The sequence below is a fragment of the Listeria sp. MAN/IMW/UF555 genome, assembly GCF_058684075.1.
Window position 1 is genome coordinate 129349 of sequence record NZ_JBZWZS010000001.1, and the last position, 14095, is coordinate 143443.

Sequence of the window (14095 nt, forward strand, 5' to 3'; positions counted from 1 at the left end):
TTATAAAGGAAATGTACGTATTTTAAACAAACCATTTAATCCCATTCGGATAAGTGGTTTGTTTTTATGTTCCTATGGTAAAATAGACACAAGTGAATGATAATATCGAGGAGGATATCCCTGTGAATAAATTAGTATTAATTGATGGAAATAGTATTGCGAACCGCGCGTTTTATGCGTTGCCGCTCTTAAATAATGATAAAGGTGTATATACAAATGCGGTGTACGGATTTGCAATGATGCTGATGAACGTACTTGAAAAAGAAAAGCCTAGCCATGTGCTCGTTGCTTTTGATGCAGGAAAAACAACCTTCCGCCATACTACATTTAAAGGATATAAAGGTGGTCGCCAAAAAACGCCAAGTGAATTATCCGAGCAATTTCCATTTATCCGAGAGCTCTTAACAGCTTACGATATCCCGCAATATGAACTTGCTAACTACGAGGCCGATGATATTATCGGGACGTTAACGAAAAAAGCAGAAGCAGACGGAATGGAAGTCGCTATTATAACAGGAGACCGCGATTTAACTCAACTTGCTTCTCGGAAAACCACTGTTTATATTACTAAAAAAGGTATAGCTGATATGGAAACAAACACTCCAGAAACCTTAAAAGAAAAATATGACTTAACACCATCGCAAATCATTGATATGAAAGGTTTAATGGGAGATTCATCTGATAATATTCCCGGCATTCCTGGCGTAGGTGAAAAAACAGCCTTGAAACTTTTGCATGAATTTGGCGGTACAGTTGAAAGTGTCCTTGAACATGCTGAAGAAATTTCAGGTAAAAAATTAAAAGAAAAAGTACTAGAAAATAAAGAATTAGCTATTTTAAGTAAAGAACTTGCGACAATCAATGTAGATTCACCAATTGAATGTACAGTCGAAAGTACGAAATATGATGGCTATCAAACAGAAAAAGTCATCCCACTATTAAAAGAAATGAACTTCACAACACTTTTGAAAAACATCGAAGGAGATACAGCGGAAGAAGCAAAAGAATTAAAAGAACTATCTTTTGAAATAGTAACCGAATTAAAAGAACAACACTTTGGCGGGAAAACCGCGCTTTATGTGGAACTGGAAAATGATAATTATCATACCGCAAACTTTATTGGATTAACCGTTCATTCTAGCCAAGGGACATACTTCTTTACGAAGGAAACTGCAGAAAAAAGTGCGGTTTTCCGTAATTGGGTGGAAAGTGACGAAACAAAAGTCGTTTATGATGCGAAAAAAACAATGGTAGCGATGAACCGAATTGGTTTTGCTATAAAAGGTGTCACTTTTGATATTATGTTAGCTTCTTATTTACTAAATCCATCAGATTCCATTGATGACTTTACAAGTGTTGCTGTGAGACATGATTATACAGAAGTAGAAACAGACGAAGCAATTTATGGAAAAGGCGCTAAACGAAGCACGCCGGAAGAGGACATTGTTGCTGCCCACTTAGCCAGAAAAGCAGTAGCAATTGCTGAATTAGAGAAAAGACTAGTAGATGATTTAGAGGAAAATGAGCAATTAGCTTTGATGGAAGATTTAGAGTTACCACTGACATTTGTCTTGGCTCAAATGGAAATGCAAGGAGTTAGCGTAGATACTAAACGCTTAGAAAATATGAAAGTAGAATTAGCTGGTAGATTGAAAACATTAGAAGAATCGATTCATTCACTCGCTGGCGAAGAATTTAACATCAATTCACCAAAACAATTAGGTGTCATTTTATTTGAAAAACTAGAACTTCCTCCAGTGAAAAAAACCAAAACTGGTTATTCAACCGCAGCGGATGTACTAGAGAGCTTATCAGGAAAACATGCGATTATTGATGAAATTTTATTATATCGTCAACTTGGTAAAATTCAATCTACCTACATTGAAGGCTTGCTTAAAGTAACTGACAAAGAAACGCATAAAGTACACACGCGTTTCAACCAAACGTTAACGCAAACGGGTCGTTTAAGCTCTGTAGATCCGAACTTACAAAACATCCCGATTCGCCTAGAAGAAGGCCGGAAAATCAGACAAGTTTTCGTACCAAGTAAACCTGGTTGGAAAATGTTTTCCGCCGATTACTCCCAAGTAGAATTGCGTGTTTTAGCGCATATTTCTGAAGACGAGAATTTAATTTATGCGTTTAAACACGACTATGATATTCATACAAAAACAGCGATGGATGTTTTCCATGTAGAACAAGATGAAGTTGATTCTTTAATGCGTCGTCAAGCCAAAGCAGTAAACTTTGGAATTGTATACGGAATTAGTGATTATGGGCTCTCTCAAAACCTTGGTATCACGAGAAAAGAAGCAAAAGACTTTATTGATCGTTATTTTGTGAGTTATCCAGCTGTAAAAGAATATATGCAAGATATTGTTCGTTTTGCGAAAGAAAAAGGCTACGTAGAAACTATTTTACATCGTCGTCGGTATATTCCGGAAATCGTCAGCCGCAATTTCAATGTAAGAGGATTTGCAGAAAGAACGGCAATGAATACACCTATTCAAGGTAGTGCCGCGGATATTATAAAAAAAGCAATGATTCTCATGAGCGAACGCTTAAAATCTGAGAATTTAGAAGCAAAATTATTACTTCAAGTGCACGATGAGCTTATCTTTGAAGCACCTGAAGCAGAAATTGCAAAATTAGAAGAGATTGTACCTGATGTAATGGAAAATGCGGTAGAACTTTCTGTGCCACTTAAAGTTGATAGCGCATTTGGCGACACTTGGTATGATGCGAAATAAATAGAGAAACGGGGAGTTTATATATGCCAGAAATGCCGGAAGTAGAAAATGTCCGCGCAACATTACAAGAATTAGTCCCAGGTAAAAAAATAGATCAAGTGATTGTCCGCGTTCCCAAAATGATAGTAGCAACACCACCCGACGAGTTTGTCCATATGCTTGTCGGGCAAGAAATAGAAGCAGTGCGTCGTCGCGGTAAATTTTTACTATTTGACTTAACAAATTGTACGATTTTATCCCATTTGCGTATGGAAGGTAAATTCCGTTTAATGGATGAGAACGAGGAAGTTACTAAGCACACGCATATCATTTTTCATTTTGAAGATCATACTGAATTGCGCTTTTTAGATGTGCGGAAGTTTGGGACAATGGAAGTGACGAATAAATACGGCGAGTCAGAAACAAAATCGATAAAAAAACTAGGTCCAGAACCTTTAACCCCTGCATTTACATTAGCTGATTTTGCAACTGGTGTGAAAAAAACGAGTAGAGCTATCAAAACAGCCTTACTTGATCAAAAATTAGTTGCTGGTGTTGGGAATATTTATGCGGATGAAATTTGTTTTGAAGCAAAAGTGCATCCAGAGAGAGCCGCCAACTCGCTATCTGATAAAGAAATTAATCGCATATTTGAAGCGACAAAAAGTATCATGACTGAAGCAGTTGCCCTTGGTGGTTCCACTGTTAGAACTTACGTGAATTCACAAGGTAAACTAGGACAATATCAAGATAAATTAAAAGTGTACGGAAAAACTGGGGAACCGTGCGTTATTTGCGGGACACCCATTGAAAAAATTAAACTAAATGGACGCGGGACGCATTTTTGCCCGCACTGTCAAAAATAGAAAGCGAGCTGAAATCATGGGTAAAACAATTGGATTAACAGGAAGTGTGGCAACAGGAAAGTCAACTGTGAGTAACCTGATTCAGCAAGCTGGAATTCCGCTAGTTGATGCTGATGTTGCAGCTAGAAAAGTAGTTGAAAAAGGAACAGATGGCCTAGCGGAAATTGTTGCATACTTTGGAAAAGACATTTTACTTGAAGACGGTACTTTAAACCGGGCTAAACTAGGAGAAATTATTTTTCGTGATAAAGAAAAACGGGAAAAATTAAATGAAATTACCCATCCTCGCGTGAAAGACTATATGTTGAATGAAAGAGAACGCTTTTTTGAAGCAGGAGAAAAAGTTGTATTTTTTGATATTCCGCTACTTTTTGAAAGTCATTTAGAATCTTTAGTGGATCAAATTATCGTGGTTTGGACGACACCGGAAACAGAGTTAAAGCGTTTAATGGAACGAAATAACCTAACTAAAGAAGAGGCATTAGCAAGAATTAATAGCCAAATGGGAATTGATGAAAAGGCGAAAAAAGCCGATTTTGTGATAGATAATAATGAGTCACTTGAAAAAACACAAAAGCAAGTCCTTACATTTATCGAGCGTTTTGTTAATAACAAATAGCCACCCTTACTTTCACATGGTATAATGAGGCATACAAATAAACAGATAAAGAATGCTAGAGATAGGAGTGATTTTTTGTGAGATGTCCTACTTGTAAATATAATGGCACGCGTGTTGTAGACTCAAGACCGGCAGACGATGGTAACTCCATCCGAAGAAGGCGTGAATGTGAAAAATGCGGATTCCGTTTTACTACTTTTGAAAAGGTAGAAGAGAGTCCTTTAATAGTTGTGAAAAAAGACGGGGCAAGAGAAGAATTTGCTCGTGAAAAAGTAAGACGCGGTTTAATAAGAGCTTGTGAGAAACGCCCAGTTAGTGCGGAACAAATTGAAGAAATCGTGAATGAAGTAGAGCGCGAACTAAGAAACATTGGTGACAGCGAAATCGCTTCTGATTTAATCGGTGAAAAAGTAATGAATAAATTAGCGAGTCTTGATGAAGTTGCATACGTACGCTTTGCATCGGTTTATCGCCAATTTAAAGATATTAGTGTGTTTGTAGAAGAACTAAAAGATTTGATGGAAAAAAATAAAGATAGGTGAGTAAATTGACGGAATTTTGGATGGAGCTTCAGGCGGTAGATAGCTATCAAGTGAAGGCAAGTGGGATTTTGACAGGTGCCGATAGAAAAATAATTACGATGTTGTATCAACCGTTAATGGGGGCAGAATGTCTTGCTTTATACCAAACCCTGTTCACAGAAGTGGAAGAAAACAGACTGTGGTCAGAAGCGCATTCGCACGTCCAACTTTTAAATATGCTTGATATTAGTTTGAAAGCGTTATTCGAGGCGCGATTGAAACTAGAAGGCTTAGGTCTTTTAAAAAGTTATGTAAAAACAGAAAATGACCAACGCTTTTATATTTACGAAATTTTACCACCGTTATCACCCGAAAAGTTTTTTTCAGATGGTCTTTTAAATATTTATTTATATAGTAAAATTGGCAATGCGCAGTTTCAGCGTTTGCGTCGTTTTTTTGCAGATGAAACTTTTGACACAGATACATACAGCGAAATTACTCGTTCGTTCCAAGATGTTTTTGAACCCTTTAAAGGCGGCAGTAGTGCAGTTCCATCAGAATCTAATCAGGTTTTAGTGGATAAAATTGTGCCAAAAGAAATCGAATTTGATGACGCGAGTTTTGACTTTAATTTATTCTTAAGTTTACTTTCACCAGGTATGATTGCCAGGGAAAAAATAACAAAAGAAGTGCGCCAAACGATTTTAAAATTACACGGGATTTATCAAGTTTCTGAAAAAGATATGCCGAGTTATTTGTATCGTGCGCTTGATGCAAATGGCGAAATCGACATCGTTTATTTACGAAAAATCGTGCGCGAAGGCTATACGATTGAAAATGGCGCTCCACCAAAATTACAAATGAAGCAGGAAACACCTGTAACTAAAGAACCAGAAGAAGCTTTAAATGATGAAGAAGCCCTTCAAGTATATTTAGAGAGCATCACGCCATTCCAATTATTAGTGGATATTTCAGATGGGGCGATCCCGGCAGAAACCGATTTACGCGTCGTAGAAGAAGTCATGAATCAACAAAATCTACCGGTTCCCGTGATGAATGTGCTAATTGAATATGTTTTACTTCGCCTAGACCGGAAGCTTTCTAAAAATTACATGATGACTATCGCGGCCCACTGGAAACGAAAAAATGTAAAAACGGCAAAAGAAGCTATGGATCTCGCGTGGCAAGAGCACGAAAAATATAAACGACTACAAGAAGAACCAGCCACACCGAAAAATAATAATTACAACCGAAATTACCAAAAATCCACTAGAAAAGAAATTTTACCGGATTGGTTTGATAAAGAACAAGTTGCTCCAGCAGAAAACAAAATGACAGATAAAGAAAAACAAACGCTTGAAGAACAAGTTCGTGAAATTAAAGAACGACTAAATAAAAGGTAGGTGAAGAATATGGATAACATCGAAAGAACATTAGGACAGCTTTTTGAAGGGCGAGATTTTGAAAAAGAATACCAAGGTTTAAAACAACAAGTTCTCCATTATCAACCAATTCAAGATTTTTTCAAGGAAAATAAAGAAGATATTACGGAACAATTAATTAATCAAAACTTGTCTAATTTGTACGAATTTATGACGCAACATAAAAAATTCACAGAGCAAGAAGAGACATTAATGCCTGGTTATGCTCCAAAACTTGTCCTTAACGGGGAATTCATTACTGTCACCTATTATCCAACAAAAGAAAAAATTGAAGAAGATAAACGTCGTGCTGTCGAGCGGAGAATTCGTTCGCTTTACATGCCAAAACAAGTGGTGGATGCTAATTTAGCTGACTTTTATACCGATGAAGAATCGCGTAAACTGGCGCTTGTTGAAGCTTATCAATTTTTAAATAACTATCCACCTCAAAATGGTGAGCGTGTGAAGGGGTTATTTATTCATGGAAGTTTTGGGACTGGAAAATCCTACTTGCTTGGAGCACTTGCAAAAGAGTTAGCTTTAAAAGGTATTTCAACAACTTTAGTTTATTTACCAGAATTTATGCGGGAAGTGAAGCAGTCTATTTCGGATAATACTGTTGGCGAAAAAATCCAGTTTGCCAAAGAAACTGAAGTATTAATGCTTGATGATATTGGCGCAGAATCGATGACAGCGTGGACACGCGATGAAGTGCTGGGTGCGATTTTACAATTCCGGATGCAAGAAGAATTACCAACATTCTTCTCGTCTAATTACAATATGGATCAACTTGAGAATCATTTAATGTTTGCTCAAAATGGTACGGAAGAAAAACTAAAAGCTCGCCGAATCATGGAACGGGTGCGTTATTTATCTAAAGAGGTCAACTTAGAAGGAAAAAATCGCCGCTTCTAAAAAGTACTTGCAAATATATCTCATCGGGCTTATAATGTGAAGTAATATAAAACAAAGTGATGAAAAGGACAACCAATTTAACGGAAAATTATAGAGAGGAAGGGCTAGCTGGGAACCTTCTATTGGAACTTAAATTTGGACCACCTTGGAACTTCTATTAGGAACGTTTTTTACTAGTAATAATAGACGGATCGCTCCGTTACAGGCGACAAGAGTGAAGTAGTTGATTTTAGCTATTTCTGAATCTTGGGTGGAACCACGAGCATAAACTCGTCCCTTGACAACAGGAGGGATGGGTTTTTTATTTTGCCCTCCTAACCACATTTAAAAAAAGAAAAGGAGAGATTAGTATGAAAATCACATTTCCAGACGGCGCTGTAAAAGAATTTGAGCCAGGCGTGTCAACAGCTGACATCGCGGCTTCCATCAGCCCAGGTCTAAAAAAGAAAGCACTCGCAGGTAAATTAAACGGAGAATTACTTGACTTAGTAACTCCAATCCATGAAGATGGGGCAATTGAAATCGTCACTCCGGATCATGAAGATGCACTTGGCATTTTGCGCCATAGTACTGCTCATCTAATGGCTCAAGCGCTAAAACGACTTTATCCAGATGTGAAATTTGGGGTTGGTCCAGCGATTGAATCTGGTTTCTACTATGATATTGATACAGAAGCTGTTATTAGTGATGAATCTTTAGTTGAAATCGAAAAAGAAATGCAAAAAATCGTTCGTGAAAATGTACCAATCGAACGCGAAGTTGTTTCTCGTGAAGAAGCAATTAAACGTTTTGAAGCGATTGGCGATCAATATAAATTAGAACTAATCGAAGCAATTCCTGAAGATGAAACAGTGACAATTTATACTCAAGGCGAGTTTTTTGACCTTTGTCGCGGTGTCCATGTTCCTTCTACTGGTAAAATTCAAGTGTTTAAACTGTTAAGCGTGGCTGGTGCATACTGGCGCGGCGACAGCAACAACAAAATGCTTCAACGTATTTACGGCACAGCTTTCTTTGACAAAAATGGCTTAAAAGAATTTATCCAAATGCAAAAAGAAGCAAAAGAACGTGACCATCGTAAATTAGGGAAAGAATTAGATTTATTTGCGAACAGTATCGAAGTCGGTCAAGGACTACCTCTTTGGTTACCAAAAGGTGCAACTATCCGCCGCGTTATTGAACGTTACATCGTGGATAAAGAAGAACGCTTAGGTTACAATCACGTTTATACTCCAATTATGGCAAACGTGGAACTTTACAAAACAAGTGGTCACTGGGATCACTACCATGAAGATATGTTCCCAACTATGAAAATGGATAACGAAGAACTTGTGTTACGACCAATGAACTGTCCACATCACATGATGATTTATAAAAATGACATTCATAGTTATCGTGAACTGCCAATCCGTATTGCAGAACTTGGTATGATGCATCGCTATGAAATGAGTGGAGCACTTTCAGGACTACAACGTGTTCGTGGCATGACTCTAAACGACGCACATGTATTTGTTCGCCCAGATCAAATTAAAGATGAATTCAAACGCGTGGTGGAACTAATTTTAGAAGTATACAAAGACTTCGATATTAAAGATTACTCATTCCGTTTAAGCTATCGCGATCCGAAAAATACTGAAAAATATTTTGACGATGATGCGATGTGGGAAAAAGCCCAAGCAATGCTTAAATCAGCCATGGATGAAATGAATATGGAGTACTTTGAAGCAGAGGGTGAAGCTGCGTTTTATGGTCCAAAATTAGATGTTCAAGTAAAAACTGCTATAGGAAAAGAAGAAACTCTTTCTACTGTACAACTTGACTTCTTACTTCCAGAACGCTTTGATTTAACTTACATCGGCGAAGATGGTGAAAAACATCGCCCAGTAGTTATTCACCGTGGTGTTGTATCGACAATGGAACGCTTTGTTGCTTACCTAATTGAAGAATATAAGGGTGCTTTCCCAACTTGGTTAGCTCCAGTACAAATGGAACTTATTCCAGTTAATGCCGACGCTCATTTAGATTATGCAAAAGGAGTCCAAGATAAATTACAACGCGCTGGACTTCGCGCGGAAGTAGATGACCGTAACGAAAAACTAGGATATAAAATTCGTGAAGCACAAACTAAGAAAATCCCATACGCATTAGTACTTGGGGATCAAGAAGTAGAAGCTGGTTCTGTTAACGTTCGTCGTTACGGCTCTAAAGACTCTGAAACAATGGATTTAGATGCGTTTATCGCACAAGTTGTTGCTGAAGTAAGCAAATATTAATCGCGAAAATACTGTCTCTCAAATGGGGCAGTATTTTTTCATGGTGCTTTTTTCCTCTTTTTCCGTTATACTAGTAAAAGATAATGAATAGAACAGGATGGACAATTATGGATGTAAATAATGTAGAACTAGTAATAAGCGCTGTTCGACCAGAGCAATACCCTGAAACAGACCTTCCAGAATATGCACTTGCAGGTCGATCCAACGTCGGAAAGTCATCGTTTATTAATACGATGATTCGCCGTAAAAGTATGGCAAGAATTTCACAAAAACCAGGAAAAACACAAACGCTAAATTTTTATAAAATTGAAGAAGCACTTTTCTTTGTCGATGTACCAGGCTACGGTTTTGCCAAAGTTTCGAAAACCGAACGCGAAAAATGGGGCGTGATGATTGAAACTTATATTACTTCTCGTGAGCAACTTCGTGGTGTGATTCAAATTGTAGATTTGCGTCATAAACCTACAGAAGACGACCGAATGATGTATGAATTTCTAAAGTATTATGATATTCCTGTCATCGTCGTAGCAACAAAAGCCGACAAAATACCACGCAGCAAATGGCAAAAAAATGCTAAAATTGTTCGCGAAACACTAGATTTTGATCCTGACGACAAATTTGTCTTATTTTCTTCTGAAACAAAAATGGGAAAAGACGAAGCATGGCAGTTTATCAAAGAAGGAATGGAATAATAGAGAGAGTTGGAATGAAAAATCCAGCTCTTTTTTCCGTCTAAATACATAAACGGACTATTTGGTGTACACATCGAAAAGTGGTAGAATGTATTAGAGTTCAATTTAATTTTAGGAGGATTATCGAATGTTTATTCTCACCATGGGGCTGAATCATCACACAGCACCAATCGACATCCGCGAAAAATTAGTTTTTAAAGAAACGGAAGAAGAAATGGCCTTAGTAACATTACTGCAGGAAAAAAGTATCCTCGAAAATGTTATTATTTCGACATGCAATCGTACGGAGATTGTGGCAGTTGTCGATCAAATACATACAGGCAGATATTACTTAAAACGCTTTATGGCCAATTGGTTTCAAATGGATATGGATAAAATCGAGCCTTATTTGTTTTTTCATGAAGAAACAGAGGCCGTCAATCATTTATATAAAGTAACTGCGGGACTCGATTCACTTGTACTCGGAGAAACGCAAATTCTCGGACAAGTAAAACATGCATTCGAAATCGCGAAACAGACTGGAACAACAGGCACGCTTTTAAATAAACTTTTTCGGGAAGTAGTTACTTTTGCAAAAAAAGTGCATCATCATACGAAAATTAACGAAAATGCCGTTTCGGTCAGTTATGCAGCTGTAGAAGTTGCCAAAAAACTATATGGTTCATTAGATAATAAAAAAATCGTCCTTATTGGAGCAGGGGAAATGAGCGAACTTGCTTTACAAAATCTTGCTGGAAGTGGCATTGCAGATATTACTATCATCAATCGCACAAAATCTAACGCAGAAATATTAGCGCATCAATTTCAAGCAAAAGTTGGTGCATATGAAAATATGTCGGACCATTTGTTAGAAGCAGATATTGTTCTCGTCTCAACAAGTGCTGAAGAGCCGATTATTAAACAGGTAGCTATGCAAGAATTGATGGAACAAAAAGCGAGCTCTATGCTTGTAATTGACATCGGCTTACCAAGAAATGTTGAACATGATTGTTCATATATTCCCAATTTCCATTTATATGATATTGATGATTTAGCTGGAGTGGTAAGTGCTAACTCTTTAGAACGTCAAAGGATCGTTCAAGAACTTGAAAACACCATTGAGACAGAAGTTCGAAGCTTTTTTGAATGGGAAAAACAACTCGGCGTCGTTCCTGTCATCCGAGCTTTGCGCGAAAAAGCGTTAGATATGCAAGAAGTTACTATGACTAGCTTAGAAAATAAACTTCCTGGATTAACAGAACGTGAATACATCCAAATCGGGAAACATATGAAAAGTATCATTAATCAAATGCTAAAACAACCTATCTCAGAATTAAAGGAAATGTCTGTGGAAGAAAATGCAGATACAAGCATTGAACATTTTAAACGGATATTTGGTTTAACGGAAACAGATGTAGCTATAATAGAAAAAGAACAAGCTGAAACGAGGAGTTAATGCATGAAACGGAAAATAATTGTTGGTTCAAGACGTAGTAAATTAGCTTTAACACAGTCTAACTGGGTGATAAAAAAACTCAAAGAAAACTATCCTGAAATCGATTTTGAAATAAAAGAAATTGTTACAAAGGGCGACCGTATTTTAGATGTTACTTTGAGTAAAGTCGGTGGAAAAGGTCTATTTGTTTCTGAAGTTGAGCAAGCTTTGAGCGATGAAGTAATAGATTTCGCGGTACATAGTATGAAAGATGTGCCTTCAAGTTTGAAAGATGGACTAGTCATTGGAGCAATTCCAAAACGTGAATCCCCATTAGATTGTTTTGTTTTTAATGAGGTAAGCACGCTAGATGACTTACCAAAAGGTGCAGTAATCGGCACAAGTAGTCTACGTCGCGCGGCACAACTCTTAAACCATCGTCCTGATTTTGTCGTTAAGCCAATTCGTGGCAATATTGATACTCGGCTTCAAAAATTACATGCTGAAAACTTTGATGCAATCATTTTAGCAAAAGCTGGACTTGCACGAATGGGTTGGCTTGAAAATACGAGTTTAAAACTAGAAGATATATCTCCTGAATTATGTTTACCTGCTGTAGGGCAAGGGGCTCTTGCTATCGAATGTAGAGAAACCGATCTTCAAATTTGCGATATGCTAGCTTCTATTCACCATGAAGAAACGGGAATCTGTGTAGAAGCAGAGCGCGTTTTCTTGAAAAAACTAAATGGCGGCTGCGAAATCCCAATTGCTGGATTTGCAACAAAAACAGGCGATTCAGTTCACTTTAAAGGTTTGGTTGGTAACGCAGATGGTTCCATTATTCTTGAATCTGAACGAACTGGTGCGAGCCCAGCTGAAATCGGCAATCAAGTAGCTGAAGAATTGCTGAGTGAAGGTGCAGATACCATTATCAAAGAGCTGAGAAATATATGATTAAAAAAATTGTTTTAACAAGAGAAGCGAGCAAAAATAAACCATGGCAAGATTATTTTTCGCAAAATGGTTTCGACGTTGAATCAATTCCACTAATTGAAACGCATCCTAAAAAAATTAGTCTGAGTCTAAATCAAAAAGAGGCAGACTGGCTTTTTTTAACAAGTGCGAATGCAGTAGAATATTTCTTCAATGAACAAGCTGATAAATTAAATTACAAAATAGCCGTTATTGGAGAGAAAACAAAAGAAAAGTTAGCAGAATATGGATATAAGCCTAATTTTGTACCGTCCGTTTACCAATCAGAAGTATTTTTGTCTGAGTGGTTAAGTGAAAATACTAGCCAAACAAGTATTTTAATTCCACAAAGCAACTTAAGTCGAACGATAATAGAAGATACACTGACGCAAAACGGCCACCTAGTTTTTCCGATTGAATTATATGAAACAAGCTTCCCAGAAAATTCTCAAACAATATTAATCGAACAATTGCAACTAGAGGAAAAACGAATAATTATTTTCGCTAGCCCTTCCGCTTGGAAAAACTTTTATATGATTGCGAAACAATTTTCTATTAAAAATGAAAACTGGCGCATTGCATCAATCGGTAATATAACTACCGAAGCAATTTTAGCAGATGGTTGGGAAGTTACATACCAACCAAAAACCTTCACCATGAAGCACTTAGCTGATTTGATAATACAGGAGGAATTTAAATGAATAATCAATTTGATAGACATCGTCGTTTAAGAAAGACAAAAACAATGCGTGATTTAGTGAGGGAAACAGTTTTACATACAGATGATTTAATCTATCCGATTTTTGTCAAAGATGGTACAGAACCAAAAACAGAAGTAGTTTCCATGCCAGGCGTTTTTCAATTCCCTTTACATGAATTAGAAGCGGAAATGAACGCTGTTGCGAGCCTTGGAATTAAAGCTGTTATTTTATTTGGAATACCTGCTGAAAAAGATGCTGTTGGCACACAAGCTTATCATGACCATGGCATTATCCAAGAAGCAACTAGATTAATAAAAAGCAAATTTCCTGAAATAATTGTGGTAGCAGATACATGTTTATGTGAATTCACAGATCATGGACATTGTGGTGTAATCGAGAATGGTCAAATTCTAAACGATGAATCACTAGAATTACTGAAACAAACAGCTGTCAGTCAAGCTGCTGCGGGTGCGGATATCATTGCGCCTTCAAACATGATGGATGGTTTTGTTCAAGTAATCAGAGAAGGCCTTGATGAAGCTGGGTTCTACGATATACCAATTATGTCTTACGCAGTGAAATACGCTTCTGCATTTTATGGACCTTTCCGTGATGCCGCTGGTAGTGCACCGCAATTTGGAGATAGAAAATCCTATCAAATGGATCCAGCGAATCGCGAAGAAGCATTACGGGAGGCTCAATCGGATGAGCAAGAAGGCGCAGACTTTCTAATAGTGAAGCCGTCTCTTTCGTACCTTGATATAATGCGAGATGTAAAGAATCATACGAATTTACCTGTTGTAGCCTATAATGTTAGCGGTGAATATGCAATGGTGAAAGCAGCAGCTCAAAATGGTTGGATTGATGAAGAGCGAATTGTTTTAGAAATGCTGACTAGTATGAAACGAGCTGGAGCGACATTAATTATTACTTACTTTGCAAAAGATGTAGCAACATACTTAAACAAATAGG

At 37.4% G+C, this 14095-nt stretch carries 12 protein-coding genes and 1 other annotated feature; all 12 genes read left to right on the forward strand.

Annotated elements, in window-relative coordinates; genetic code table 11:
* Window positions 1–122: 122 nt before the first annotated feature.
* Window positions 123–2750, forward strand: coding sequence for a DNA polymerase I (gene polA / locus AC4PG8_RS00615; RefSeq protein WP_185570777.1), 2628 nt, complete (start codon window positions 123–125; stop codon window positions 2748–2750).
* Between the two features lie 23 nt (window positions 2751–2773).
* A complete protein-coding gene (mutM, locus tag AC4PG8_RS00620; protein ID WP_010991606.1) occupies window positions 2774–3595 on the forward strand; it encodes a DNA-formamidopyrimidine glycosylase in 822 nt (273 codons plus the stop codon).
* A gap of 16 nt (window positions 3596–3611) precedes the next feature.
* Window positions 3612–4214, forward strand: a complete 603-nt coding sequence (gene coaE / locus AC4PG8_RS00625; RefSeq protein ID WP_070753013.1) for a dephospho-CoA kinase — start codon at window positions 3612–3614, stop codon at window positions 4212–4214.
* A 77-nt stretch (window positions 4215–4291) separates the two neighbouring features.
* Complete coding sequence (gene nrdR, locus AC4PG8_RS00630; protein ID WP_003762439.1) at window positions 4292–4756, forward strand: transcriptional regulator NrdR; 465 nt, start codon at window positions 4292–4294, stop codon at window positions 4754–4756.
* 5 nt (window positions 4757–4761) lie between these two features.
* Window positions 4762–6138 carry a replication initiation and membrane attachment family protein gene (locus tag AC4PG8_RS00635; RefSeq protein WP_160463809.1) on the forward strand — a complete coding sequence of 459 codons (1377 nt, stop codon included), beginning with the start codon at window positions 4762–4764 and terminating at the stop codon, window positions 6136–6138.
* 9 nt (window positions 6139–6147) lie between these two features.
* Window positions 6148–7071: a primosomal protein DnaI gene (dnaI, locus tag AC4PG8_RS00640; RefSeq protein ID WP_003767061.1), complete on the forward strand. Its 924-nt coding sequence runs from the start codon at window positions 6148–6150 to the stop codon at window positions 7069–7071.
* Between the two features lie 50 nt (window positions 7072–7121).
* Window positions 7122–7352, forward strand: a binding site (T-box leader).
* A gap of 69 nt (window positions 7353–7421) precedes the next feature.
* On the forward strand, window positions 7422–9344 hold the full coding sequence (thrS, locus tag AC4PG8_RS00645) for a threonine--tRNA ligase (RefSeq protein WP_160463811.1): 1923 nt from the start codon (window positions 7422–7424) through the stop codon (window positions 9342–9344).
* 107 nt (window positions 9345–9451) lie between these two features.
* Window positions 9452–10036, forward strand: a complete 585-nt coding sequence (yihA, locus tag AC4PG8_RS00650) for a ribosome biogenesis GTP-binding protein YihA/YsxC (RefSeq protein ID WP_003762435.1) — start codon at window positions 9452–9454, stop codon at window positions 10034–10036.
* Window positions 10037–10163: 127 nt separating this feature from the next.
* Window positions 10164–11471: a glutamyl-tRNA reductase gene (gene hemA / locus AC4PG8_RS00655; RefSeq protein ID WP_070753017.1), complete on the forward strand. Its 1308-nt coding sequence runs from the start codon at window positions 10164–10166 to the stop codon at window positions 11469–11471.
* A gap of 3 nt (window positions 11472–11474) precedes the next feature.
* Complete coding sequence (gene hemC, locus AC4PG8_RS00660; protein WP_492169925.1) at window positions 11475–12404, forward strand: hydroxymethylbilane synthase; 930 nt, start codon at window positions 11475–11477, stop codon at window positions 12402–12404.
* A complete protein-coding gene (locus AC4PG8_RS00665) occupies window positions 12401–13123 on the forward strand; it encodes a uroporphyrinogen-III synthase (protein ID WP_492169926.1) in 723 nt (240 codons plus the stop codon). Before hemC ends, AC4PG8_RS00665 begins: the two co-directional genes overlap by 4 nt.
* Window positions 13120–14094: a porphobilinogen synthase gene (gene hemB / locus AC4PG8_RS00670; protein ID WP_070753020.1), complete on the forward strand. Its 975-nt coding sequence runs from the start codon at window positions 13120–13122 to the stop codon at window positions 14092–14094. Before AC4PG8_RS00665 ends, hemB begins: the two co-directional genes overlap by 4 nt.
* Window position 14095 lies beyond the last annotated feature (1 nt).